22 protein-coding genes are annotated in these 25,945 nt (G+C 44.5%); 14 read left to right on the forward strand and 8 right to left on the reverse strand.

The annotated features are described in order from the left end of the window. The first annotated feature begins 126 nt into the window (after positions 1-126). The 6 genes from miaB (at position 127) to JJU34_RS15960 (ending at position 5,982) form a co-directional block, all read left to right on the forward strand. Positions 127-1,587: a tRNA (N6-isopentenyl adenosine(37)-C2)-methylthiotransferase MiaB gene (miaB, locus tag JJU34_RS15935; RefSeq protein ID WP_228693395.1), complete on the forward strand. Its 1,461-nt coding sequence runs from the start codon at positions 127-129 to the stop codon at positions 1,585-1,587. Positions 1,588-1,606: 19 nt separating this feature from the next. Beyond that, the gene (locus tag JJU34_RS15940; RefSeq protein ID WP_228693434.1) at positions 1,607-2,911 is read left to right on the forward strand and encodes a sigma-54 dependent transcriptional regulator; all 1,305 of its coding nucleotides are present in this window, start codon (positions 1,607-1,609) and stop codon (positions 2,909-2,911) included. 25 nt (positions 2,912-2,936) lie between these two features. Then, positions 2,937-3,440: an LptE family protein gene (locus JJU34_RS15945; RefSeq protein ID WP_228693396.1), complete on the forward strand. Its 504-nt coding sequence runs from the start codon at positions 2,937-2,939 to the stop codon at positions 3,438-3,440. A gap of 45 nt (positions 3,441-3,485) precedes the next feature. Beyond that, the gene (locus tag JJU34_RS15950; RefSeq protein WP_228693397.1) at positions 3,486-4,388 is read left to right on the forward strand and encodes a hypothetical protein; all 903 of its coding nucleotides are present in this window, start codon (positions 3,486-3,488) and stop codon (positions 4,386-4,388) included. A gap of 8 nt (positions 4,389-4,396) precedes the next feature. Then, on the forward strand, positions 4,397-4,759 hold the full coding sequence (gene secG / locus JJU34_RS15955) for a preprotein translocase subunit SecG (protein ID WP_228693398.1): 363 nt from the start codon (positions 4,397-4,399) through the stop codon (positions 4,757-4,759). 263 nt (positions 4,760-5,022) lie between these two features. After that, a complete protein-coding gene (locus JJU34_RS15960) occupies positions 5,023-5,982 on the forward strand; it encodes a sterol desaturase family protein (RefSeq protein ID WP_228693399.1) in 960 nt (319 codons plus the stop codon). 55 nt (positions 5,983-6,037) lie between these two features. On the opposite strand, the gene JJU34_RS15965 is transcribed toward JJU34_RS15960, so the two are convergent. Then, a complete protein-coding gene (locus tag JJU34_RS15965; protein WP_228693400.1) occupies positions 6,038-6,748 on the reverse strand; it encodes a hypothetical protein in 711 nt (236 codons plus the stop codon). Between the two features lie 226 nt (positions 6,749-6,974). On the opposite strand from JJU34_RS15965, the gene JJU34_RS15970 reads away from it, so the two are divergent. The 3 genes from JJU34_RS15970 (at position 6,975) to JJU34_RS15980 (ending at position 9,478) form a co-directional block, all read left to right on the forward strand. Further along, entirely contained in the window at positions 6,975-7,253 is a 279-nt protein-coding gene (locus tag JJU34_RS15970; protein ID WP_209330265.1) for a co-chaperone GroES, read from the forward strand. Between the two features lie 42 nt (positions 7,254-7,295). Next, positions 7,296-8,930, forward strand: coding sequence for a chaperonin GroEL (gene groL / locus JJU34_RS15975; RefSeq protein WP_228693401.1), 1,635 nt, complete (start codon positions 7,296-7,298; stop codon positions 8,928-8,930). Between the two features lie 170 nt (positions 8,931-9,100). Beyond that, positions 9,101-9,478 carry a response regulator gene (locus JJU34_RS15980; protein WP_228693402.1) on the forward strand — a complete coding sequence of 126 codons (378 nt, stop codon included), beginning with the start codon at positions 9,101-9,103 and terminating at the stop codon, positions 9,476-9,478. A 9-nt stretch (positions 9,479-9,487) separates the two neighbouring features. Here JJU34_RS15980 and JJU34_RS15985 read toward each other — a convergent pair whose 3' ends face one another. From JJU34_RS15985 to JJU34_RS16015, 7 genes are all read right to left on the reverse strand, one after another. Continuing rightward, on the reverse strand, positions 9,488-10,939 hold the full coding sequence (locus JJU34_RS15985) for a TolC family protein (RefSeq protein ID WP_228693403.1): 1,452 nt from the start codon (positions 10,937-10,939) through the stop codon (positions 9,488-9,490). Positions 10,940-10,962: 23 nt separating this feature from the next. Continuing rightward, positions 10,963-12,315: a biotin/lipoyl-binding protein gene (locus tag JJU34_RS15990; protein WP_228693404.1), complete on the reverse strand. Its 1,353-nt coding sequence runs from the start codon at positions 12,313-12,315 to the stop codon at positions 10,963-10,965. Positions 12,316-12,319: 4 nt separating this feature from the next. Continuing rightward, positions 12,320-14,032, reverse strand: a complete 1,713-nt coding sequence (locus JJU34_RS15995) for an ATP-binding cassette domain-containing protein (RefSeq protein ID WP_228693405.1) — start codon at positions 14,030-14,032, stop codon at positions 12,320-12,322. Further along, positions 14,022-14,702, reverse strand: a complete 681-nt coding sequence (locus JJU34_RS16000) for a TetR/AcrR family transcriptional regulator (RefSeq protein ID WP_228693406.1) — start codon at positions 14,700-14,702, stop codon at positions 14,022-14,024. Before JJU34_RS16000 ends, JJU34_RS15995 begins: the two co-directional genes overlap by 11 nt. A gap of 171 nt (positions 14,703-14,873) precedes the next feature. Continuing rightward, complete coding sequence (locus JJU34_RS16005) at positions 14,874-15,263, reverse strand: DUF983 domain-containing protein (RefSeq protein ID WP_228693407.1); 390 nt, start codon at positions 15,261-15,263, stop codon at positions 14,874-14,876. A 9-nt stretch (positions 15,264-15,272) separates the two neighbouring features. After that, positions 15,273-15,476, reverse strand: coding sequence for a hypothetical protein (locus JJU34_RS16010; protein WP_228693408.1), 204 nt, complete (start codon positions 15,474-15,476; stop codon positions 15,273-15,275). Between the two features lie 33 nt (positions 15,477-15,509). Beyond that, entirely contained in the window at positions 15,510-16,010 is a 501-nt protein-coding gene (locus JJU34_RS16015) for a DUF4920 domain-containing protein (protein ID WP_228693409.1), read from the reverse strand. A 247-nt stretch (positions 16,011-16,257) separates the two neighbouring features. On the opposite strand from JJU34_RS16015, the gene serA reads away from it, so the two are divergent. The 5 genes from serA (at position 16,258) to JJU34_RS16040 (ending at position 25,864) form a co-directional block, all read left to right on the forward strand. Beyond that, on the forward strand, positions 16,258-18,150 hold the full coding sequence (serA, locus tag JJU34_RS16020; protein WP_228693410.1) for a phosphoglycerate dehydrogenase: 1,893 nt from the start codon (positions 16,258-16,260) through the stop codon (positions 18,148-18,150). A 551-nt stretch (positions 18,151-18,701) separates the two neighbouring features. Next, complete coding sequence (locus JJU34_RS16025; RefSeq protein ID WP_228693411.1) at positions 18,702-19,625, forward strand: universal stress protein; 924 nt, start codon at positions 18,702-18,704, stop codon at positions 19,623-19,625. 90 nt (positions 19,626-19,715) lie between these two features. Further along, on the forward strand, positions 19,716-20,651 hold the full coding sequence (locus tag JJU34_RS16030; RefSeq protein WP_228693412.1) for a DUF4412 domain-containing protein: 936 nt from the start codon (positions 19,716-19,718) through the stop codon (positions 20,649-20,651). Positions 20,652-20,674: 23 nt separating this feature from the next. Next, entirely contained in the window at positions 20,675-21,172 is a 498-nt protein-coding gene (locus JJU34_RS16035; protein WP_228693413.1) for a dihydrofolate reductase, read from the forward strand. Between the two features lie 90 nt (positions 21,173-21,262). Further along, positions 21,263-25,864: a PAS domain S-box protein gene (locus JJU34_RS16040; RefSeq protein WP_228693414.1), complete on the forward strand. Its 4,602-nt coding sequence runs from the start codon at positions 21,263-21,265 to the stop codon at positions 25,862-25,864. Positions 25,865-25,945: the final 81 nt, after the last annotated feature.

Here is a 25,945-nt window from a genome sequence, read left to right on the forward strand (position 1 = left end):
ACGTGGTGGTAAGGCTTTTTACAACTGGTTTTTCTTGATTATCCAGTCGATGGATTAATATCCAAGCAAACGTCTGTCAATTTGTCCGATTTTTACTAATTTTGCTCCTTCATAGTACGGACATTCATGGATAACCTGATAAAAGACATCGATATACTGCCTGCGGACGAAGCGCAGGCATGCGAATACAAAGTGACCGCGGAGGAAAATACTGGTAAATCAAAAAAACTCTACATCGAAAGCTACGGCTGCCAGATGAATTTCTCAGACAGCGAAATTGTAGCTTCCATCATGAAAGAGAATGGGTTTGACACCACAGCGACCTTTGAAAACGCCGATGTGATCTTTCTCAACACGTGTTCCATTAGGGACAAGGCCGAACAAACCGTCCGAAAGCGCCTTCAGCAATTTAACCAAATCAAATCCAACCGCCCGGACCTCACCATCGGCGTATTGGGATGCATGGCCGAGAGATTGAAGGAAAAATTACTGGAAGAAGAACACTTGGTCGATGTGGTGGTAGGTCCAGATGCTTACCGTGACCTGCCAAATCTAGTAATGGCCGCAGAAGAAGGGCAAAAAGGCGTAAACACTTTTCTCTCCCGTGAAGAAACCTATGCAGACATCTCTCCTGTACGACTAAATTCAAACGGCGTCTCGGCATTTATCTCCATCATGCGGGGATGTGACAATATGTGTTCCTTCTGTGTCGTACCGTTCACGCGGGGAAGGGAACGCAGCCGTGACCCTCACTCCATCGTGAAGGAAGCACAGGAACTCGTAGCCAAGGGCTATAAGGAAGTAACCCTTCTTGGACAAAATGTGGATAGCTACAAATGGTCGCCCGAAGAGAACAACAAGGCGCGGTTGAATAAAAAAGAGGCGGAGCATATCCAAATTGTGAATTTCGCCGGTCTTTTGGAGATGGTGGCAAAAATCAGTCCCAGCCTACGTATACGTTTTTCTACCTCCCACCCGAAAGACATTACCGATGAGGTACTGTATACCATGAAGCGGTATGACAATATTTGCAAATACATCCATTTACCGGTACAAAGTGGAAACTCCCGGATACTGGATCTGATGAACAGAACCTACGACCGGGAATGGTACCTGGAGCGGGTCGCCAAAATCAGGGAAATACTCGGAGAAGAGTGCGGCATTTCATCAGACATGATCGCAGGATTCTGTAGCGAAACCGAGGAAGAGCATCGGGATACACTGAGCCTGATGGACCTGGTCCAGTACGACTTTTCTTACATGTTCTACTATTCCGAACGTCCCGGAACCCTCGCGGCAAAAAAATACACTGACGACATTCCGTTGGAAATCAAAAAGCGACGGCTCCAGGAAATCATTGAAAAGCAAAACCAGCTTTCCCTGGTCAGAAACCAGATGGATATCGGGAAATACCAGGAAATCCTTATTGAAGGTGTTTCCAAACGGTCCGAAGATTACCTGAAGGGTCGTAACTCCGCAAACAAAGTGGTTATCGTGCCAAAGGAGGATTTGGAAATAGGCCAATACGTCACCGTCAAAATCACAGACTGCTCATCGGCTACGCTATTCGGCGAAATAAGCCGTTAAATCTTCCTGCGCTATGATGATGATCAGTGATTCGGAAATTCTAAGTGTAAAGCAGCGGTTTGGAATAATCGGTAATAGCCCGCTGCTTAACCACGCTATACAAGTAGCCATGCAGGCCTCTCCTACTGACATGACCGTGTTAATCACCGGAGAGAGTGGTAGTGGGAAGGAGTCCTTTTCAAAGATTATCCACTCGCTCAGCACCCGAAAACATGGAAAGTTTATCGCCATCAATTGTGGTGCGATACCAGAAGGAACAATTGATTCCGAACTGTTCGGGCACGAGAAAGGGTCCTTTACAGGCGCCTACGAAGCTCGAAAAGGGTATTTTGAGGTAACAGACGGCGGGTCAATTTTCTTGGATGAAATCGGTGAAATGCCTTTGGGAACTCAAGCTAGGCTACTGCGTGTGCTCGAAAACGGTGAGTTTATTAAGGTAGGATCCTCCAAGGTTCAAAAGACCGATGTGCGGGTAATTGCCGCTACCAATGTGAACTTGATTAAAGCCGTAGAAAAGGGTAAATTCAGAGAAGACCTTTATTACAGATTGAATACAGTGCCCATATATGTGCCTCCTTTGCGGCAGCGGGGCGAAGATATTATCTTGCTGTTCCGAAAGTTTTCGTCTGACTTCTCAGACCGCTATCATGTGAAACCCATTACCTTGACAGAGGAAGCCAAGGCCCTCTTGCTCAAGTTTCCATTTCCTGGCAATATCCGTCAACTAAAAAACCTGGCCGAGCAGATTTCGCTATTGGAAAACTCGCGGGACGTGGATGCCAATACCCTGGCCAAATACCTCCCCGCCACGAGCTACAACCTTCCTGTCACGTTGCCTGGAAGTCGACAGGGATCTGAAAGTCAGGATTTTTCAGAAAGAGAGCTCCTTTACAAAGTGCTCTTTGATATGAAAAAGGACATGACGGATCTCAAGAAACTCGTCTTAGAAACCTATCAATCGGGCGGACTCAACCAGTCCATCATGAAAAAACACCAGGGCCTGTTTGAAGACATGGACTCCCACGGAGAAAATTTTGCCTCAGAGGAGCCAATGACATCCAGCCTGCCGTTGGTATTGGAAAATTTACCCGAATCCGAGCCCTCAGATCGAAGCCTACCCAAAAGAGACTACCAGGAAGACGCCATCGAAGACATCGCACACGAGGAAGATGACCACTCCCTATCGATCGAGAAGAAAGAAAAGGAGTTGATCATCCGGGCATTGAAAAAACATGGCAACAAGCGAAAGTATGCGGCACAGGATTTGGGGATTTCCGAAAGAACGCTATACCGTAAGATTAAGCAATATGATATTGAGGAATAACAAATCTGTCTGGACCTTTTCGGTTATGACACTGGTTTTTTTTCTTACCTCGTGCAAGGTAGAATATAGCTTTACCGGAACCACTCTGGACTACAATGTCACGCAAACCTTCTCGGTAGAAAACTTCTTCAACGATTCCGGTGGCGGTCCTGCAAACATGGGACAGCTTTTTACGGAAAACCTAAAGGACTATTTCCAACGAAATACCCAACTGGAACTCATTCGTAGCAATGGGGACCTGCAGTTTTCCGGGGCCATCAGTCGCTATACGATCACTCCCCAGGCAACGGTATCCAGTCAAAGCCCTAACCAACCGGACCGAGCCGGGCAAATGCGTATCACCATCGCCGTGGAAGTAGAGTTTGTAAATCTGGCGGACGAATCTGAAAACATGAAACGTACCTTCAACTTCTTCCAAGACTATGACCCCAGAAATACTTCACTTTTGCAGGTAGAAACAGAACTAGTAGAGGTGATCTTCGAAAATATCATTCAAGACGTCTTCACTTCCACCGTGGCAAACTGGTAAGTTTAGATTTTAAATTTTATATTTAGGAAAACAATCGGATAAACGGTGACGGCTAAGGAATTTTTGGACATGGTAAATCGGGGAAACGACCTTCAGGACGGGGACTTAATGCTGGCCCTGCAGCTGTCGGCTGCCTACCCATATTTTAGCATTCCCTGCATCTTGGCCGCCAGGATTGCTGTACGCCAAAAAAACGAGTCAGCAACCGAATGTATCTCCAATGCTGCGATTAGGGTCCCCAACCGAAAACGCCTCAAGGAGTTGGTTTACGGTGATTGGGATTTTATCCCCGCAACCCAAAATGAACCGACCCTGCCCGCCATAGAACAGGAGGAAGAAGAGGTTCCCCAGTCGGAAACACAGCCTGAAGCGTCACCCGCAACAAAATTAGATGTTTCTACACCGGATGAATCTGACAATAACCCGCAAGGACCAGAACAACCGCTGCTTGAACAATCTCCCATAGATCCCATATCCAAACGCCAACAGGTGCTGAAGCAACTGGAAGAAAACCTCTCTAAGCTACAGGAAAATAGCCACGGCGATACATCCATCGAGCCGGAATCAGAGAAGATGAGGAAGGAAAGCACGGAAGAACATGAAGAGCAGCCGGCCGATGAGCTGATCGAAGCCATCAAAAAAAAGAAGAAGAAAGAAATTCCCAGCGAAAAGCGTAAAGAACAAATCGCGTTAATCAACCGGTTTGCGAAAAAAAACACCCGCTTAGCCCCACTAGCAAACCCGACAGATCCAATTGAGGAGCCAGAGGATCTATCCATCAGCAGCACGCAACTCAATGATTCCATGGTATCGGAGAGTTTTGCCAAGATCCTGGTTAAGCAAAAAAAACTTGTAGAAGCCATCGCAATTTATGAGAAGCTACAGTTGAAATATCCAGATAAAAAGGCTTACTTTGCGGATTGTATTAATGAACTAGAAAAAAAATAACGTAGAGTATGTTTACTATATTCATTGGAATCATCATTGTGTTAGCGGTTTTATTGATTTTGGTAATCCTAGGCCAAAATTCAAAAGGGGGCGTAGGTGCCGCTTTTGGCGGAAGTGCTTCTCAAATAATGGGAGTAACTAAGACCGGTAATATCTTGGAGAAAACTACTTGGGTATTGGCAATCTGTATTTTGGCGCTTTCACTTGCTTCTTCTGCCTTTAAGGGTACAAGCAGCAGCTCTATCAGCTCACCAAATATTGAAAATGCCAGAAAGCAAATCCTAACACCAAGCTTCGATGATAATTCCTTACTTCCTGTGCCACAGGAAGGTGAGGAGCTATTATTGGAGGAGACTCCAGAGGAAGAGTAGACATCGTCCTTCTCCCAATTAGAAAAAACCTCTGAAAAATCCCTATCGATTTTCAGAGGTTTTTTTATTTCCTCTATCGCTTGCGGTATACCACCTTATAACGGGTCTTATTGATTCACCATCGGATACTATCGAGGAAAAAGTGATTTGAAACGATGGAATAAACCCGCGAAACCCTCCAAGAAAAAAAGACCCATTGATAAAAAAGATATTTTTTCGTACCTTTCAACTTAAGTTATTATCAACAAAATCAACAATACCTTATGTTTGAAAACCACTTAACCATGCAGGATCTGGGTGCCGAAAATTGGCCAAACATCATTATGTGGGCAGCCCCAGTCATGTTTTTTCTTGTTTTTGCAGAATGGGGTTTAAGTCTCTACAAGAACCGCGACTCGTACGATGGCAAGGATTTTATGGCCGCCGCTACGATTGGCTTAGTCAATGTAGGTATCAGTGCACTCATCAAAGTATTCACCTTTGGTATTGCGCTTTTCTTCTGGAATATCAGCCCTTTTAAAATCCCCGCTACTTGGTGGTCCTTTATCCTTTGTTTCTTTGCGGTTGATTTTGCCAGGTATTGGGCACATCGTATCTCTCACGAACAGCGGTTTTGGTGGGCTACCCACATTACGCATCATAATTCAAGAAAATATAATTTCTCCGTTTCGTTCCGTTTGGGATGGACGCAGCATATCAAGATCATATTTTTCGTTCCTGTGATGTTTATGGGATTTGACCCTTTCGTTTTCTTCATTTGCCATCAGATCGCGGTGTTGTATCAATTCTGGATTCATACTGAATACATCACCAAGCTGCCTGCACCGATTGAATATTTCTTCACTACCCCCTCCCATCACCGGGTTCATCATGCCAGCGATGCGCACTATTTGGACAAGAATTATGGATCAACCTTCATTATCTGGGATCGGATGTTTGGAACCTTTATGCCTGAAAAAGAGCGCCCTACTTATGGTATCACCAAGAATGTGGATTCTTACAACCCCGTCTATCTGGTGTTCCATGAGTGGATAGATATCTTCAAAGATTTGAAAAAAGCCGAAAGCTTTTCAGAAGCATATCAGATCTTGTTTGCGAAACCAGGAGCAGAAATTATCAAAAACAAGGAAAAACAACGTGAAATGGCGATGGAAAAGGCACCTGTGGCTCCTACGCCTATTTTGACGAGGGAAGAAAAATCGCTGTTAAAGAAAGAAGATTAAACGTACCTGAAAGGTATATTCCCTCCCCTACAATCAATGCCTAAGCGGTCTCCGCTTAGGCATTGATTGTTTTTAGCAGCAGTCTTTTGCTTATGGGCACCAGACTCTCCTCAAAGGGGACCCGTTTTTCCGAATGGATATGCCAAGCCGATGGGTTGGGCAAATCGGTAAAACGCTTGGCAAGATCCAGTTTAATTTTCTGTAGGGTATTCACCAGTGAATGCCGAACCATTTCAATAAACCGTAATGCGATACCCCTTAGAACATCACCGCTGTGGTGAAAAACACTTACCGTATACCTGTAGATAAAAATCTCCTTGCTGCGGTCAAAGGTCAGCAGAGCGTAGCCCTCCCGCTGATAGATGGGAGTGATCCCGACAGGCTCAATAGCAATTCCTTTTTCGATTATTTCATAGATGGTCTTTCCCTCCTCGATATGCCGCTTTATCTGAGGAATGGCATAATCCACGATAGATTGCATTTCTTTCACCCATTCATCCTCCTGCAATTTCTCCCTGTAGGAGAGGCTGAGTTTTTCCCATTCTATGCCATTAAACTCTTTCGGAAACGAAGACTTCATGAGCGATTTTCCGGATTCAAGTGCCCGGAGCTTTTCATAATGTTGAATCAATTCACCGAGCGGTGGATAGAGTTTCACCTCTCTAAACTGCTCGTTGACATACTTGAGATAGGCCAGCAGGATGTATTTTTTATATTCAAAATCCATCCAACCCTCAGATAACCAATTTTCAGACAACGTAACCATATGTTCCACATTTACAGACGAAAAAATAGCAAAAACTGACATGCAGATCAACCCCTTGACGAAAAAATGTCAGATTCTTTTTAGCGATTGTCTGCAAACCTGACATGCACAACCCAGGATACAGCGACGATATGGCAGTATTTGCCAGTTTCCGTCGATTGGCATAAAAAGTGTTATATGGGGTAATGTAATTGTTGAAATTTAACTTTATTAAATAGCTAAACAAATGTCAAAAGTGAACATTAAACCTTTAGCAGACCGGGTTTTGGTAGAACCCGCTGCAGCCGAAGAAAAAACCGCCTCAGGCCTTTACATTCCTGACACTGCCAAAGAGAAGCCTCAAAAGGGCACGATCGTAGCAGTAGGTAACGGCAAAAAAGATGAGCCATTGACAGTAAAGGTAGGTGACACCGTGCTTTACGGGAAGTATTCAGGCACCGAGCTAAATGTTGACGGTACTGATTATTTGATCATGAGGGAAGCCGATATTTTCGCGATCCTTTAATCACTCATCCATCAATTCAAACAACTAAATTAAGAAAAGAAAATGGCTAAGGAATTATTTTTCAAAACAGACGCTAGAGACAGGTTAAAAAAAGGCGTAGACGCTCTTGCAGATGCAGTAAAGGTCACTTTAGGACCTAAGGGAAGAAACGTAATCATTGATAAGAAATTTGGCGCCCCTGCCATCACCAAAGACGGTGTGACTGTGGCCAAAGAAATTGAACTGGAAAACGCCATCGAAAACATGGGCGCTCAGTTGGTAAAAGAAGTTGCTTCTAAGACCGCTGACGACGCTGGAGACGGTACAACTACAGCCACCGTTCTTGCGCAGTCTATCTTCTCAGTAGGTATCAAAAACGTAGCTGCCGGTGCCAATCCGATGGATTTGAAAAGGGGTATTGACAAAGCCGTAGAGGCTGTGGTTAAATCCCTCAAAAATTCTTCCAAGCAAATCTCTACCAGCAAAGAAATCGCGCAAGTAGGAACCATCTCCGCCAACAACGACGAAGAGATCGGAAACATGATTGCCGATGCGATGGAAAAGGTAGGTAAAGACGGTGTGATCACCGTTGAAGAAGCAAAAGGTACCGAAACCGAAGTGAAGACTGTGGAAGGTATGCAGTTTGACCGGGGTTACCTCTCTCCTTATTTCACTACCAACACCGAGAAAATGGAAGCGGAACTGGAAAACCCTTTCATCCTGATCTACGATAAGAAGATCTCTGCGATGAAAGAATTGCTTCCAGTACTTGAGCCAGTAGCGCAGTCAGGACGTCCTCTGTTGATCATCGCTGAAGACGTAGACGGAGAAGCGTTGGCTACACTGGTGGTAAACAAGATCAGAGGTGCATTAAAAGTAGCTGCTGTAAAGGCGCCTGGATTCGGTGACCGTAGAAAAGCCATGTTGGAAGACATCGCGATCCTTACAGGTGGAACCGTAATCTCAGAAGAAAGAGGATACAAGTTGGAAAACGTAACCATCGACTACCTTGGTACTGCTGAGAAAATCAACATTGACAAGGACAATACAACGATCGTAAACGGTTCCGGTGAAAAAGAAGCCATCCAAGGCCGAATCAACGAGATCAAAACACAGATCGAAAAAACAACCTCTGATTACGACAGAGAAAAGCTTCAGGAAAGATTAGCTAAGCTTTCTGGTGGCGTGGCCATCCTTTACATAGGAGCAGCTACTGAAGTGGAAATGAAAGAGAAAAAAGACCGTGTAGACGATGCATTGCATGCTACCCGAGCAGCGGTACAAGAAGGTGTTGTTGTCGGAGGTGGTGTAGCATTGATCAGAGCTGCAAAGGTACTTGACAGTCTGAAAGGCGCTAACGACGACGAGGACACTGGTATCAATATTATCCGTCAAGCGGTAGAATCTCCTCTACGTACGATTGTAGCAAACTCCGGCGGAGAAGGTTCTGTAGTCGTTAACAGAATCAAAGAAAGTGAAGGGGACTTCGGCTACAACGCAAGAACTGACAAGTTTGAAGATCTGTTTGAAGCAGGTGTGATCGATCCTACTAAAGTAACCCGATTGGCATTGGAAAATGCTTCTTCAATCGCAGCGTTACTGCTTACTACCGAATGTGTGGTAGCAGACATCAAGGAAGAGTCACCTGCCGGCGGACAGCATATGCACGGAGGCGGCGGAATGGGCGGAATGATGTAATCCCGCACGTTTTGTGATATTTCTAACAGGGAGGCTTAAAACCCTCCCTGTTTTTTTTTATTTTTGTCTGTAATTTTGTACTATCGTTGAGTTTGACCGTATAATTTAAACGTTTCGCTACACTCCTGAACCTATACGTACCTATTTTATTCATTCCAAGCAAGCAATCAATGCACCTGTTCCACCTTATTGTTTTAATTGACGATGATCCAATAAATAACCTGATAAATAAACGGTTGATAAACAAGTTGCAAATATCCCCGACAACCAAAGAATTTTTAGAGGCAGAGGTTGCGCTCTTCGATATTCAATCCATGGAACCTGGGAAAAAATTATTGATCTTGGTAGATATCAATATGCCGGTAATGAATGGATGGGATTTTTTGGAGGAGTATGCCAGAATCGGCACTGGCAGAGAAGATAAGATAATCATGCTTTCCAGTAGTATTGATTTTCAGGACCGCCAACGGGCAAAAGAATTTCCTTACGTTAGCGGTTTTATCGAAAAGCCACTGACCTTCGAAAAATTAAAACCTCTCATCGAATAGCTGCTAGAATTATTCCTCAAAGCCAAGTCCAGCGGCAACCCGAACCTTGGAAATGGCAATTTTTCGATCTGCATTGATGGAATTCAACACGACCAATGCATCAAATAGAGCTACCTCCCGTGCATTGATCAAAAACAACGAACTTTCACCCTGCTCAAATCTGATACGCTCACCCTCCAGCAGACGCTGCAAACCCTGAATATTACTGTCAAAAGTCACCTGCTGTCTCCCCAGCACCAAAAAACTATTGTACTCCTTTTCCAAACTGGCCATCAATTTTTGTACACTCAAATCCCGCTTGTATTGCGTCATGTTGATCTTTGCACGGGTTACTCCCAACGCTCCACGTTCTCTTCGTAAAAACAATGGAGTGCTGATGCTGATGCCCCACTTGTAGTCGTTCTCAAAAAACGGCCCCGTCTCTAACGGGCTCACCGTTTCAGAAAGAAAGTTGTAGTTTACCTTTACTATTGGCTTGAGCTGTTCTGCCTTCCAACGCCTATCAATATCCAGGAACTCGAGATCGTAGTCCAACAGTCTAAGTTCTGGATGTCCCGGTAAAACATCCCGTAACTCTGCGATATCAACTACATCCGGTGTGCCGGCAGTCAGACTCATGGGCAGAATGTCTGGGTTCAAAAAAATGGGGTTCTCCTCTTCATCCCACAGGAAAACATTCAGCTCTTGGGTTTTAGCGAAAAACGTATTTTCTGCGTTTTGTAGCCGTATAATGCGGTTCAACACCTGCGTATAGGCTTCAACGGTATCTATAGCAGGCAGATCGCCAAACTCAAAACTGGATTTAATGCCCTCAAACCGAATTTGGGCCAAGGTCACACCTTCCTGAAATACGGCAAGATCGGCATAAGCCTTTGCCCAATCCCAATAGGCAAACGTAGCATCTAAATAGAGGTTATTTAATAAAAACCGCCTTTCTTCTTCGGTGGCATTCGCATACACCTGAGCCTGTCGCAATGCTGCCCTCCTTCGATCGATAAACAGGCCTTCTCCCAAATTTACCGAGGCTCCAGCTGCGAGAAGGCCATTTTGGGGCACGGTGTTTTCCGAATTTAGATAGGTTCCGGTATTTTGTTCAAATACACCCTTGAATTCGACACCTGCCATCGTAGGAAGCACGATGCCGCCTTCACGCTTATTGTAGTATGGCGTATTGTTATATTTCTTTTCGTTTTGGTCTCCAAATAGAATCGGATCAAAGCCTCCCCTAGCCATACGCAGTTCCTGCCTACCCAACTCTAATGTGAGGTCACCCTGCTTGGCCAAGGGATGATAGTCTCTAACCCAAACCAAAAAATCCGAGTAAGTGAGCGTTTCCTGTCCAAAAGCGGACGTACCAATCAAGAATAAAAAGAAAACGAATAACACACTCTTCTTTTGAAACCGGGTTCGTTGGTTCGATGGTTCGGATTGTGTCAACACCTTTGAATTTAGTTTAGTCAAACAATGGTAATTTTTACTAATTCTCACTTCTTGCCTTTTACTTCTTTAGCCTCTTTCAATGTATAGAAATCAGCGGGGAAACCATTCATCTGACGCCAGATCTCATACCAGACAGGTACGTCATTTAGCAGGGCTATCCCATCCGCTCCTGATCCAAGTCGTAGGGCATCGGGCCAGGGCTCTTCGTCTGGATCGGGCACTACCAATATTCGGTACATATTGTTGGTGCTTGTAAAATTATCGATCGCATATACCTTACCCCCAAAAGTACCATTAGAAAGCTGTGGCCAGCCGGAAAACACGATGGCAGGCCAACCGTCAAAGATAAACCGGATCTTATTCCCCAACTTCACCAAGGGCAGGTCAATAGGGGCGACATATAGCTCCACAGCCAAAGAATAATCTTTGGGCATGATACTGACTATCTCCGCTCCTTCTTTGATTGTCTCACCCAAGCCCACCTGTATCGCCCTGGTGATATACCCAGACTGCGGGGCCAGCACATAGTACATACCGGATCTGACGGTGTAATTTGATAGCTGGTTTTCCAACTTGGTTACCGTAGCTTCTGCATCGTATTGGTCCGATAACGCTGCATATCGGTCCGCATTTGCTTTGGCTAGTTTGTCCCTAAAATCGTTGTCAATAGCATTCAATTCGATCTGTGCCGTGATATAATCGTTCCGGCTACTTAGCAATTTATTCTCTGCACTGATTTTTTTGGCCAAAGCCTCCTGATACCTGATCTTACGCTGCTCTAGCTCGGTAAGCGACTTGAGCCCCTCCTCATACAGCATTTCCATACGGTCTAGTTGAAGTACTGCCACCGATAAGTTTAACTTTTCGGCCTCCAATACAATGCTGTCCGACTCCACACTTAGTTGTGCTTGGATGAGGCGATTCTCTGCCTGTTCCTTCCTTAGTTTGTTGTTCTCGGCCAGCGCACTAATTTGATTGGCCTGTGCTTTTACTTTCTCCTCGTAGGAAAGAACCGCCATTGCTTTAGCTTCCACCTGCCTTTGTGTACGCATAAGTAGCTCGGGATCCATGTATTCATCTTTGACTTCAGAGATAAAGAGAATGGTATCCCCCTTATTTACATAATCTCCTTCCTGCACGTACCAACGTTCGATCCTTCCGGGTATTATGGAATGCACCGTCTGGGGTCTGTGCTCTGGCTTGAGCGCCGTGACCATGCCCCGTGATCTGAAATTTTGCGTCCAAGGAAGAAACAGCATCACAAAAGCTACCAACAACGAATACAGTAGAATCCTTACCCTCTTTCTGCTTTCATTGTTAGGAATGGTCTGCTTATAACTCTCAAATGAATAGGGATCGATCCGATCTTTTACCGAATTATTCGAAATGTTAAGCATAGTTTTACGATTTCTTACCCTCTAAATATTTTTTGTACTCTTGATAGCTTCCTTTAAAGGCTATTTCACCCCGTTCGAGTTCAATCACGGTTTCAGCCCGTTCCAGCGTTTGCTCCTGATTGGAAACTGCAACCAGGGTCCAAGGGCCACCGAAGATATAATCCAGCAGCTTCTTGGAATCGTTCTTGTTCAGGTGGTTAAACTCCTCCTCCAAGAGCATCAGCTTAGGCGAGCAATAAATGCTTCGCGCCAAAACTATCTTACTGATCACTGCATGGCTCAACTGCTTACCTTCTGGCAGCAGCATGGTCTCCAAGTCATCCTTTAACCCGAAAACGTATTCATCCAACTCCACGAGCTTGATGATGTCACGGAGTCGCTCTTCATCATCTACTGCCTTTCCTACGGTGATATTTTCCCGAATAGTTCCATAAAAAATGGACTGATGCGAAAGGCTGTCTCCAATCATGGCCCGTAGCTTTTCCAGGGCAATCGTCTCCATCGGTAGTTTATTCACGATGATGTTGCCGGAATACCCCTCTATTAACCCCGCCATTAGGTACAGCAAAGAACTCTTTCCCGAGCCACTCTTGCCGGTCACAACCACCTTTTCACCCTCCTTTATCTCCAGATTAATCCTATCCAGAATTGGAACGTCCATTCCCTCCGGCCGATACGTTAAATTTCTGATTTCGTAAGTCAATCCGTCTTTGGTAAGCTTCAACGGCTTGTCTACACCCTCGGTACGTTCCAGCTCCATATCCATGATCAATCCCATCTTTTGAGTGGCTGTCAAGGTATCGTAGACAGTCTCCAAACTCAATATCAACTTCTCCACTGAGCCAATGATTAACACAATAATGATCTCTGCGGCAACAAACTGACCAATACTGATCTCGTCATTCATCAATAAAATACTACCTGCCACCAACAAAGAAACAACGATCAACGCCTTAAACGCAATCATTATCTTATATTGAAAAATCAAGACGGCAAAGTGACTGTTCCTATAGTCCACATACTTCTTCACCAATTTGTCCACCCGTGCAAACGGCAAATCGGAAAATCCCGCTAACTTAAAGGTACCCAGTGTACGACCAATCTCTTCCAGCCAATAAGCCACCTCGTACTTGGCGGAGGACTCTTTCAGGCTGGTCTGCATACCTTTGGGGCTTGTAAACCGGAAGACTAGATATAAAAGTAAAATGAGGGTGACCGCAAAGATGATGAAAAATTGGTGGTACACGGCTAGAAGTACCAGACCAAAAAAGACCTGCAAGGTCGCTGTGCTAAAGTCGATCAAAAGTTTGGAAAGCCCCTTCTGAAGGTTGATGGTATCAAAAAACCGATTTACCAGTTCAGGAGCGTATTTTCCCCGTAAGGCCTCCAGCTTGATACGCGGAAGCCTATAAGCAAACTCCAATGCCGACTTGCTAAAGATTCGTTGTTGCAACTTCTCTGTCAGGTAAAGCTGACTGATTTGCAGAAATCCCCCAAAAATCACCCCCAAGGCAACGATGGCAACCAACAATGTCCAAGAAGTAGTCATCCTGCCACCCAAGATAAAATTGAGGATGGCCTGAATTCCAAGTGGCAAGGAAAGGGAGACGATACCGTTTAGTACCGCATAGAAATAAATCGCATAAACTTCTTTTTTCTCTTCCTTGAGAAGGTTAAAAAACCGATTCAAAGGCGTTTGCAGGTAATCAGCTTTCATTCTTCAGGGTTTTAAATATCAACTCATTGTAAAAATCTACCTTTTCATCGCCTACCAAACCCACCTCGGTCATTGCAGGCATGTGTTTTCGAAAATAGGCATGCAGTAACGTGGACTCCATGAGGGTAGAAACCAAGGTTTTAGGATATTTATAGGATGGGTTTATTTCTTTGACCAAAGCCACGAGGCGTGCACTCAATCTGTGGAAGTGTTTGAAATAACCGTTTTGGTTTTCTACATCCACCTCCTTCGTCAAAAATGACTTGTAGGATTCTTCGGTTACGATCTGTGTCAACATCTCGGGGTCAAGGTATTGGTTTTTTTTTGTATCAGGCCCCTCCACCAACAACTTTATCGCGATACGCATCTTTTCGTGTGGATCAGCCAAATTAGAAATGTAAAACACCAAGTGATGTTCCAGCCATCCCCAATACCAAGCGGTGAGATATACCAGTAGCTTGTGTTTGTTTTCAAAATATCGATAAATAGCACCTTCGGTACTCCCCACCCGCTCAGCTAGCTTCCGAAAGGTGAACCCTTCCATCCCTAACTCTGCGATCAGAAAAAGACTCTGATGAATAATTTTCTTGCCCAACTCCGAGCTTAGCGGGTCTTTCAAGTATACCTCATCGGTCACCTGAACCACAATTGAATTGAGAATCTGATCCATTTACAAGCCATTAAGCGAACTAACAACAGGTGTATACGGCTTTTGTTTTAGTAAGTTTTACTAACAATTAATAAATTTTAACTTTTTTTCATTTTTTTTTCGTCAAAAAGAAATGAAATCCTTAGTTATATGCGGAAACGGAAAAAATTGAATGCTAATTACAGCAAGCCATCAATATCCTCGGAAGGTAATTCGGCCCACTGCATACAAATAGAGAGTCTTTGAATACCGCAGCATAAGAGGCAGGAGTAGCATATTAAAAAAGACCACACTTCCTATGTAAAGCATCAAGGCAGGATCTTCAAACAATACATTCAACGCTACCATAATGCTAATAAACAATGCTACTGACAAGGCGTAGCTGATGTACATCGCACCATAAAAAAAATCAGGCTCTGGTGCAAACTCCTCCCCACAAATTGCACACTGCCGGTTCACCGCCGTCAGCTTCAAAAAACTGTACACGGGTACCGGAAAGAGATCTCCTTGCCTGCAATGCGGGCACTTACAGCCCAATATCGCACCCGTCAGACTCGGTATTTTTTTATCTGTATTATGCATAGTTGTTTATCAAATTAATTCGTCTAAGTCGTAATCCCGACCTTTACCCCATCGCAGAAGTTCCTCCAATTCGTATAGCTCCAGGGTGTCCAAGTCTTTTACTCGAAAATTGGTGGCGCTGATCTTTTCAAGCACCTTTAAAGTCCTTTCTTCTCCATAATTGACCAGCCTATAGGCCCTTCCCACTCGTAGATTGTCCAGTGCCAATGGCATAGTTTTTTGATTTAAAAATTTAACGGATGTTCTTTAGGCGCCTTCTTCGATCTCAACCCCAACTGCCTCGAAAGCTACAGACTCCTCCGGCTCGGTAATAGAATCGATTTCAGTCTGCGCTTTTCCAGCATCTTCTGCATAATGCTTGAGCGTAGCTACATCTGTCACCGATTTTTCCGCCATGCCCTCTAAGGTCACCCGAAAACCCTGCGCATTCTTAGGAACAAAAAAACCATAATCCTTGAAGGTAACACGCATATCCGACCCGTCGGGTAGCTCGACCGTCATCCAACAACCTTTGTGGGCGCAGACCTCCTTGATAGTACCATAGACTTTCCCCTCAAATACCCCTTCATGCTGAATCTCCTGAACCATATGTGCCAAAGAAACCGGAGGAAGACCACTCAACGGATCGCCGTAGGCTCCGGAGACCTGCGGATGGAGCTGATCATCCGAACGAACCTGATCGGAGGAATTGGCGCAGTAACTAAACAGGCTAATCAGCAGCCCTGCTAATAGGAACTTATGTAACATCTTTAAACCTTTCTGTTGATATGCTGAAATAACTGCGAAAGATAGGAAAACAGTTTCCATCCACGCTTAAATAAACGATCTTTTTTGCGTCCAAGCAGGTTGGTTTGAAGTTTTAAATACCTAGTCTTCCCTCCATACCATTCGATGCATAGGAGACATTTTAATCTAAAGTAATTTCAAACTAAACCTTCATAATATTTTTTAATCTGTTAATTTTGCGTCTCGCTAAATAAATTTCACCAGCCAAATGACAGTTACGAAGAAATTCATTATAGACTTTGACAGCACTTTTACCCAGGTGGAAGCCTTGGATATCTTGGGAGAAATCAGTCTACAAGACGATCCGCAAAAGCAGGAAAAACTACAGGCGATCAAAGATATCACCGACAGGGGTATGGAAGGCAGCGTCACGTTTAGGGAAAGCCTAGAACAGCGCCTGTCCCTACTGAATGCCAACAAGTCGCAGATCTCCGAATTGATCCAGGCACTTAGAAGCCGGGTATCCACATCGTTTCAACGTAACAAGGAATTTTTGAAGGAAAACGCTGCGGACATCTATATCATCTCCAACGGCTTCAAAGATTTCATTCTCCCTATCGTGGCGGAGTACGGCATCCGGGAAGAAAATGTCTTTGCCAATGAGTTTATTTATGACGAAGCAGGACAAATCGTAGATTTTAACCGGGAAAACCCACTTTCCAAAAACAACGGAAAACCCGAGACTATTAAAGGCCTCAATCTAGAAGGAGACATCTATGTGGTTGGTGATGGCTACACCGATTATGAGATCAAAGCCTCCGGCGTAGCCAACAAATTCTACGCTTTCACAGAAAATGTCAACCGCCCAAAGGTACTGGCAAAGGCAGACCACGTAGCCCCGAGTTTTGATGAAATACTCTATGTGAATAAGCTGAATAAAAAGTTTTCGTACCCAAAAAGCCGTATCAACGTGTTGCTCCTGGAAAACGTGCATCCCATTGGCGTAGAGTTGATGAAGCAGGAGGGGTATAACGTAGAGGTAGTGAGTTCTGCTCTATCAGAAGAGGAACTTGCCGAAAAAATCAAAAAGGTATCCGTGCTCGGGATTCGTTCAAAGACACAAGTTACCAAAAAGGTCCTGGAAAATGCCAACCGCTTGATCGCCATCGGTGCATTTTGCATTGGCACCAACCAAATTGATCTAGAAACCTGCCAGGAAAAAGGCATTGCGGTGTTCAATGCGCCGTTCAGCAACACGAGGTCGGTGGTAGAAATGGCGATTGGTGAGATTATTTTTCTCCGCAGGAAACTATTTGATAAGAGCGTAAACCTACATAAGGGGATTTGGGATAAGTCCGCTTCGGGAAGTTTTGAAATTCGAGGGAAAAAACTGGGAATCATTGGATATGGAAATATAGGAGCTCAGTTGTCTGTCTTGGCTGAAAACCTGGGCATGGATGTGTACTACTACGATGTCCTCGAAAAATTGGCCCTGGGCAATGCCACCAAAATCGAGTCACTCGACACGCTTTTGGAAACCTGCGATGTAATCAGTCTGCATGTGGATGGTCGCAAAGAAAACCACAACCTGATCAACCGGGAGCGGCTTCAGAAAATGAAGAAAGATGCGCTATTGATAAATTTGAGCCGCGGGCACGTGGTGGATATCCCTGCACTAAAAGAGGCATTGGAATCCGGACACTTGGCCGGAGCTGCTATTGACGTCTTTCCTTCCGAACCAAAAAACAACGACGAACCATTTGAATCTGAACTATTGGGCCTCCCAAACACTATTTTGACGCCACACATCGGGGGCAGTACGCTGGAGGCGCAGATTAACATCGCCAAATTTGTGCCCGGCAAAATCATGGAATACATCAACACCGGAAACACGTATAACAGTGTAAATTTCCCAAACATACAGTTGCCTTTTTTACACAACGCACACCGTCTGATCCACATTCACCAAAACGAACCAGGCATCATGGCCAAAATCAACCAAATTTTGGCCAACCATGAGATAAACATTGTGGGGCAATACCTGAAAACTAACGAGAAAATCGGCTATGTAATCACCGACATTGACAAAGCCTATTCCAGCAAGGTGATTGATGATTTGAAAAATATCCAAGGGACCATCCGATTCCGAATGCTCTACTAAAAAAAGCGGGACCATTCGGCATCGCTGCTAAATGGTCCCACTTCTATAAAGAGTCCGGACCTTGGAGTGTTACAAACCTCCTGTAAAACAAGATTTGAGCTGCCCTCAGATCGCAACCTTCCACTGTTATCCTGCGTGAACGCGAGGTCCTAGAGCCCTGAGGCGTAGGATGAGGCCTGGTTTTGAAAAAGGGCTTCACTCGGCATTTTAATTAATTTGTGAAGTTTGAACATGTCATTGGCCCGAACTCCTGACAAATATACAATAGGAAATCGGTAATTGTAAATTGCCGGGCAGAAAGTAACCTGCACAGGGAGGTATACGCTTTAATTTTCAAATAACCAAAGTGGGTAGTTTGCCTTGCAAGTGGGTAAAAAAACCGGTGTCCACCCAACACCGGGAATGTGCAATCATACGGATCTATAGTCTAAATATCCCAAAGCTTCTTGCTATCAAGCCCAAAAAAGCATATCTTCGAAAACATGGAGTTATTTTTTTTAACCATTTTATACACGTTATTTTACCATTAGCCAAACGCAGTAAAAATCAGCATGTACCAAATCAAGAAACTGATCGTCTGCTTAGACCAGACAGATATGGATGCCACTTTGGTAAAGTTTGCCGCATTCATTGCTGAGACAAACCAGGCCAAAAAAATTTATTTCACAAATGTCATCCGCAACCTGAACATACCTAAGGAGGTCCTCAAAGAGTTTCCAAACCTCATTGACGGAATGATCGAGGAGCGAAAAGCGCAGATGAAAAAAACGGTGGATGCACACTTTGGAAAAGACGTGACGGCCGAGATTGCGTATGTGGTAAAGGAGGGGCAACTTTCCAAAAAAATCCTCAAACTAGCCATCGACAAGTCTGCGGATATGATTCTGGTAGGTAAAAAGGTTTCCCTTCCAGGCTCCGGGGTGGTTTCTCAGAGGTTGGCTAGGCGGGCCAGTTGTTCTTTATTGATTGTTCCTGAAAACAGCAAACCCAGAATCAAGAAATTGCTGGTTCCTAGTGACTTTTCCGACTATTCCAGAGATGCCATGGAAGAGGCAATCACCATCGCAGAACGAAACGGTGAAAAAGTTGAAATCATCTGCCAAAACGTATTCACAGTCCCCTCGGGATACCATTTTACCGGAAAAAGCTACGAGGAATTTGCCTCTATCATGCAAACCCATGCCGAAATAAACTTCAAAAAATTTATCAGAAAAATCGACACTAAAAACATCAAAGTGCATGCAGTGTACACCAAAGATGAAGATGATGATCCAGTGGAAGACATCATTCAAATGGCCAAAGAAATGAAGGCGGATGGGATCATCATCGGAGCAAAAGGCCGCACTGCTGCCACAGCATTGTTTATTGGCAGCATGGCAGAGCGCTTGATCCAACTCAACGACCAATTCCCGCTATTGGTGACGAGGCCGAAAGGAAAAAATGCTGGAATCATAGAATATATCCTAGAAATTTAACAAAATACATTATTTTATATTCAAACCTCCTTTTTTTGAAGTTTATTATTATTTAAGTAACTTTATGAATTAAACCAAAAGATTAGTACTATGAAAACTGTATCCATCATTTTTATGTCGATCCTTTTTTTTGTAGGTCCCTTTACGACAGAGGCGCAACTACTTCGTAGGCTAAAGAACGCCGCCGAGGAAGGTGTCGCACGGGCTGTGGAAAAACGGGTTGTCAGCGAGGTAGAAAAAGCCACTCAAAAGCAATTTGAAAAAGCCTTTGGAAACCTGTACGGCGGACCACGTGGCGGTGCCGGGTATGACTTCAGCAAAATTCTTGAGTCCATCAACACCAATGTAGAGATCGACGAGTCGTACTCCTTTGTGGGAGTAGCGGAGATGGAGGTTACCGGGACAGAATCTAATGGAAAGAAAGCAGATCCAGTAGTGATCAAATCTTACTTGAGCAGCAACGAAAAGCTCACAGGAATGGAATTTGTGGATCCCGCCGACAAGAAAAATAAGGAACGGTCGGTCATGATTTTTGACTTTAAAAACAATGCCACCATCATGCTGATAGAGGAAGGCGACAAAAAAACCCGCATGGCCTTTGGACTTGACTGGCAAAACATGATGGATTCAATGGTCGAAATGGCTGAAGTAGAAGAAGAGGAAACCGACTATAAGCTCGAGGACTTTACGTTCGAAAAAACCGGCAATACCAAGAATATCTTGGGCTATTCCTGCGATGAATATCGTGCCAGCAACGAGGACATGGAAGCATCCTATTGGATAAGTAAAGAATCCATTCCCGGACTTCAATCCTTTTGGGGAAACAACAGTCCTTTCCTAACCCAACGTATGAAGGCCGATAACAAAGTCACTTTGGACAAATTTCCCGAGGGAAGTCTCATGGAAATGTACTTTGAAAGCAAAACAGATAAGTCCACTTCCCAATTTACCATGGTAAATATCGACACGGACAATACTCAAACCTTTGTAATGGCAGACTATGCCAACGCACTAGGCCCTCAGTAACTTACTACCGAACGAAAACAGAATTGAAAGTATCCATCATCGTCGCAAAAGGGGAAAACAACGCCATAGGAAAAGCCAATGGTTTGCCTTGGCACCTTCCATCTGACCTAAAGCATTTTAAAGAGAGCACAAGGGGGCACCACGTGGTTATGGGACGGAAAACCTTCGAAAGTCTAGACAAACCACTACCAGGGAGAACCCATTATGTGGTTACCCGAAATCCCTCTTACCAAGTACCGGAGGGACATGCGGTATTCTCATCCTTGGAGAATGCTTTAGAGGCTGCAAAAGCCAAAGGCCTCGACAGGCTGTTCATCTTGGGTGGAGCAGAAATATACCGGCAGGCTGTACCTTATACCGATGAACTGATTGTTACCGAGGTTCATGCCCGACCAGATGCAGACACTTTTTTCCCAGAACTGAACCTAGACGAATGGGAGGAAACAGAGAGAGTACATGTAGACCATCTGAACACAAAGGATGAGTATAGCATGGATTTCGTAGTCTTAAAGCGAAAATAACCCATTAGTGGAGGAAAATATCCGTTAAAATGGGGACAAATCGATTATGATTCGCTAAATTTCGTTCTATGACTCTAATTGCTTTAGGATATGAGAAAGGGTAGCGATGAAGAAAGCAAGAAATCAGAGGAACACCAACTAGAAGAGACTACAGAAGCCCTAACCAAGTCGGGTACTTGGAAACTTTTTCTTCTTACAAACTCCATACAGTGGTCTGCGGGCGTTTTTCGGATGCTCGGCTATGAAGCCGGCGAATTTATGCTTGATTTTACCTCTGCGGTAGAAGTCATCCATCCCGAGGATCGGGAGCGAGCCTTCGACCACATGCATGCGGCCATAAACGAAGGAAAAGAATACAATTTTCAAAAGCGGCTTATCAACAAAGATGGTTATATCGTTCACGTAGTCTCCAAAGCGCATGTGATTCGGGATGATGAAGGCCGTGCGATACGGCTCATCGGGATTTTTCAGGATATCACGGAATTTACCGAAAAGAAACGGGAACTGCGAACGATTCTAAATAGCTCGTTGGACCTTATCTGCGTGTTAGACACTGAAGGACGTTTTACTCAAATTAACAAGGCCTCCAAGGAAATCTTAGGGTACAGCCCCGCAGAATTGGAAGGACGCCATTTTTCGGATTTCATCCATAAAGACTACTTGGACCCAACTTTGGTAATCTGGCGGGAGTTATTTAAGGTAAAAAAGGTAAAAAATTTTGAAAATGCTTACCTACATCGAGATGGTCGCTGTATCCAGATGGTTTGGACCGCCCATTATGACCTCGAGCAACAACGTATCTATTGTGTAGGAAGGGATGTGACCGAACTCAAGCAGGCGGAACTTCAAATCAAAAAGAATGAACGCCGCTTCAGGTCCATGATTCAGGCAGGCGGAGATTTCGTCGCAATCCTGAGTCCTAAGGGAATCTTCACGTACGTTAGCCCAACGTATAGACGTAACCTTGACTATGCCGACGAAGATTTACTGGGGAATTCGGCCTATGCTTTCATCCATCCGGAAGATCGCGATCGCGTCAAAATGGAAAGTGCACAAATCGTAGATGGCAAACAGTCCATTACCTCCCCCTATCGATTCCAGACAAGGCAGGGTAGCTGGCGTTGGATAAGGACAACCCTAGTGAATTTATCTCAAGACCCGGATATTCAAGGATTTATTGCCAACAGTAACGACATCACAGATATCATTCACGCAAATCAAAAGCTTACCGAAAGCGAAGCACGTTTTCGCGGTCTATATGAATCTCAAACCAACTATGTAATCCGAACCGATTTAGAGGGTAGGTATACGTACGTGAATAGGAAATTTCAGGATGAGTTTGGCTGGATATATAAAAATGGTGAAATCTTGGGAAACCTAAGTTTGGAGTCCATCCGGGATTATCATTGGCAAAAAGTAAGGGATACAGTCGCCGAATGCATCGAACATCCGGAATCCATTATAAAAATTGAAATAGACAAACCCACAAAAGATGGCGGCACGATGACCACTCTGTGGGATTTTATTTGTGTGCCAGATGCATCAGGAGCTCCCTATGAGCTTCAATGCATGGGTATCGATATCACCCAACGCGTTCAGGCCGAACAACTGTTGATCGAAAGCAACGAACGTTTTGAGCTAATCAATAAAGCAACCAACGATGCCATTTATGATTGGGATATTCAGCAGGACACCTTTCATTGGGGGGAGTCCTATGGAAGAATTTTCGGATACAAGCCTGAAGAAGTACCCACTTCTATCAGAGACTGGGAAGTTACCCAGCATCCGGTAGATATCGAAAAAAACAGGGCAGCATGGGTTTCGTTTATGGAGGATTCCTCCCGGCTAAAATGGCAGGAAATTTTTAGATGGAGAAAGGGCGACGGTAATTATGCTTTTGTAGAGGAAATTGGGTATTTGATCCGGGACTCATCGGGCAGGCCGCTACGCATGGTGGGAGTGCTTCGGGATATCTCTGACACAAAGAAAAACGATTTAGCTCAGCTATATCGACAAAAGATCTCCTCCCTTTTCAAAACTTCTCATCCGCTGACGTACACGCTGGAAGAAACATTGCAAACCCTCTGCGATGGAATGGAGTTCCATTCAGCTGAATTTTGGTTGAAAAGTGAAGAAAATGACAGCTTAAGCCTGAGTGCATTTTATGTCGAAAACGCTTTGCAGGCAGATGAGCAAACCTTCAATCCCCCCGCTAAAATACGTCTTGGTGAACATATACCCGGGTTGGTTTGGGAAGCTAAACAGACCAAGACTTGGGATCATTTGTCTGACCAAAGCGGCTTATATCCTGTAGGTCTTCCCAATCGGACAGGCCTTCGGAGCTGTATGGCATTTCCAATCACTCAGAATGAAAACTTCGTCGGCACACTCGTTCTTTACAGTGCCGAACCACTGGCCGATGTCCACTACAGGCTAGAGATTATCGAACAACTCGTAGACTACCTGGGGGGAGAGATCAGACATAAACAACAGGAAGAACAGATGCGGCTTCTCTTTGAGTGGTCGCCCGACATTCTGGCCATTGCATCTCCAAAAGGATATTTTACGAAGGTTAATCCAGCATTTTGTAAGCTTTTGGGCTACTCTGAAAAGGAAATCCTCTACAAACCTTTCAGTAATTTCGTGCATCCAGACGATCTGCCGGGAACTTCCGTAGAATTTTTGGAAACCAGTACGGGTATACGTCAGGCCGATAACTTCATCAACCGGTACCGGACGAGAACAGGAACCTACAAATACATTTCCTGGGGCTCTTCTACCCCTTTTGGAGACGACGGCTATTTATTTTCCTACGGTAAAGACGTCACGCCGATTTTTGAGCTTCAGCGAATGCTCCAAGACGCCTCCGAAATGGCAAAAGTAGGTGCTTGGGAAATCGACTTGGAAAATGGCACACACAAATGGTCACCCATAACCCGGGATATTTTTGAAGTGCCTGCCAATTACGAACCCGAACTGGACTCGGTGATCAGGTTTTACCCACCGGAACTCCAACCGTTCGTGAAGGAAAAAGTTGATCGGGCGATCGAATTGGCCGAACCTTTTGAATTTGAATCAACCATTACGACTGCTCTTGGCAATGAAAAATGGGTGAGAATAGAAGGAAAAGTGGAAGTTGTCGAAACTAGAGTAGTACGACTGTTTGGAAGTGTGCAGGATATTCACCAACACAAAACAGATCAGCGAGCGATAGAGCAAGCACTCAATGAACGGAACAACATCTTGGAGAGCATCGGAGAGTCCTTTTTCTCGGTGGACAAGAATTGGAACACACTGTATTGGAATAAGAGCGCCGAAAATCTACTCCATGTCCCTCGAGGTCGGGTCGTTGGGAAAAACATCTGGGACGCTGTGCCAGAACTCCAAAAACACGGCCTTCGGCAAAAATGCCAAGAAGCACTCAAAACAAAAACCTCCCTACACCTGGAAAGTCACGATACGGAATCTGGTAAGTGGCTGGAAATAGGCATCTATCCAACATGGGATCAACTGGGCGTCTTTCTTAGAGATATCAGCAATCGTAAAAAATCGGAGCAGGAGATCCGCCTGTCCAATGAACGGTTTCAAAAAATCGCAGAAGCAACCAACGATGCCATTTGGGACTTTGATGTACCAAAGAACTCCCTGTTTTGGGGCAAAGGCTTCGAACACCTTTTCAGCTATAAAGTGCACCAAGTAAACCCCTCGCTGGAACATTTGATCAGCCTCATACACCCCGATGACAAGGACCGGATTTGCGAAAAAATCGGCGAATACATGCAACCATCCTATCCTAACAACCACTGGATTGAGGAGTATCGTTTCCTGCGTGCTGATGGCACCTATGCACACGTAGTAGATCGGGCGATCTTTATCCGGGATTCTTTCGGGACAGTCACGAGGGTCTTGGGAGCCATGACAGACATCTCCCAACAAAAAGAACATGAAAACTCCCTCAAAGCGCTAAATGCTCAATTGAAAGCAAAGGTCAAAGAACTTGCCATCTCCAATCAAGAGCTAGAACAATTTGCATACGTGGCCTCACACGACTTACAGGAACCGCTGCGGATGATCACTAGCTTTTTGGGGCAAATCGAGCGAAAGTATAGCCACATACTCGACGATAAAGGCAAACAATACATCGGCTTTGCCGTGGATGGGTCCAGGAGAATGCGGCAGATCATTTTAGACTTGCTGGAATACTCGCGGGTTGGTCGGGAAAAAGATCAACTGGAATCCGTCAACCTGATGGAGATCGTGGAAGAAACCAAATTGCTGTTCCGCAAGACCATCGAAGAGTCAAAGGCTGTTATCACTACGGAAAACCTTCCTACCATACAGGGCTTTCAAGTCCCCATACGGCAGGTTTTTCAAAATTTAATCAGCAATGCCCTGAAATACCGATCAGCAATGAGAACGCCATTTATCCACATCAAAGCTATCGATAAAGACGATGCCTACGAAATCACCGTGCAGGATAATGGATTGGGGATTGAAGATGAATATTTCGATCGAATTTTTATCATTTTCCAGCGCCTAAACCGAGAGCCTTCTCTTCCTGGAACAGGTATGGGGCTGGCGATCACTAAAAAAATTATTGAAAACTACGGAGGAAATATTTGGGTTGATTCCGAACTGGATGTGGGTTCGACCTTTCATTTCACACTAAAGAAAGATATAAGTAGCCATTAAAGTAAATTATCTTCCATTTATTTTTTCATACTACCATTTGTAATTATTACTCAATTTATTCGTACCTTTGCGGCGTCTAAG

Origin of the sequence: Lunatimonas sp. (assembly GCF_020832325.1) — a bacterium.
GTDB lineage: Bacteria > Bacteroidota > Bacteroidia > Cytophagales > Cyclobacteriaceae > Lunatimonas.

Bases quoted from the DNA above. Each gene is read 5' to 3' on its own strand.
- JJU34_RS16015 (WP_228693409.1), bottom strand. From the start codon at position 16,010: ATGTTACATAAGTTCCTATTAGCAGGGCTGCTGATTAGCCTGTTTAGT.
- JJU34_RS15945 (WP_228693396.1), top strand. From the start codon at position 2,937: ATGACACTGGTTTTTTTTCTTACCTCGTGCAAGGTAGAATATAGCTTT.
- JJU34_RS15940 (WP_228693434.1), top strand. From the start codon at position 1,607: ATGATCAGTGATTCGGAAATTCTAAGTGTAAAGCAGCGGTTTGGAATA.
- JJU34_RS16010 (WP_228693408.1), bottom strand. From the start codon at position 15,476: ATGCCATTGGCACTGGACAATCTACGAGTGGGAAGGGCCTATAGGCTG.
- JJU34_RS15965 (WP_228693400.1), bottom strand. From the start codon at position 6,748: ATGGTTACGTTGTCTGAAAATTGGTTATCTGAGGGTTGGATGGATTTT.
- JJU34_RS15980 (WP_228693402.1), top strand. From the start codon at position 9,101: ATGCACCTGTTCCACCTTATTGTTTTAATTGACGATGATCCAATAAAT.
- JJU34_RS15990 (WP_228693404.1), bottom strand. From the start codon at position 12,315: ATGCTTAACATTTCGAATAATTCGGTAAAAGATCGGATCGATCCCTAT.
- miaB (WP_228693395.1), top strand. From the start codon at position 127: ATGGATAACCTGATAAAAGACATCGATATACTGCCTGCGGACGAAGCG.
- JJU34_RS15970 (WP_209330265.1), top strand. From the start codon at position 6,975: ATGTCAAAAGTGAACATTAAACCTTTAGCAGACCGGGTTTTGGTAGAA.
- JJU34_RS16030 (WP_228693412.1), top strand. From the start codon at position 19,716: ATGAAAACTGTATCCATCATTTTTATGTCGATCCTTTTTTTTGTAGGT.
- groL (WP_228693401.1), top strand. From the start codon at position 7,296: ATGGCTAAGGAATTATTTTTCAAAACAGACGCTAGAGACAGGTTAAAA.
- JJU34_RS16000 (WP_228693406.1), bottom strand. From the start codon at position 14,702: ATGGATCAGATTCTCAATTCAATTGTGGTTCAGGTGACCGATGAGGTA.
- JJU34_RS16025 (WP_228693411.1), top strand. From the start codon at position 18,702: ATGTACCAAATCAAGAAACTGATCGTCTGCTTAGACCAGACAGATATG.
- secG (WP_228693398.1), top strand. From the start codon at position 4,397: ATGTTTACTATATTCATTGGAATCATCATTGTGTTAGCGGTTTTATTG.
- JJU34_RS16005 (WP_228693407.1), bottom strand. From the start codon at position 15,263: ATGCATAATACAGATAAAAAAATACCGAGTCTGACGGGTGCGATATTG.
- JJU34_RS15995 (WP_228693405.1), bottom strand. From the start codon at position 14,032: ATGAAAGCTGATTACCTGCAAACGCCTTTGAATCGGTTTTTTAACCTT.
- JJU34_RS15960 (WP_228693399.1), top strand. From the start codon at position 5,023: ATGTTTGAAAACCACTTAACCATGCAGGATCTGGGTGCCGAAAATTGG.
- serA (WP_228693410.1), top strand. From the start codon at position 16,258: ATGACAGTTACGAAGAAATTCATTATAGACTTTGACAGCACTTTTACC.
- JJU34_RS16040 (WP_228693414.1), top strand. From the start codon at position 21,263: ATGAGAAAGGGTAGCGATGAAGAAAGCAAGAAATCAGAGGAACACCAA.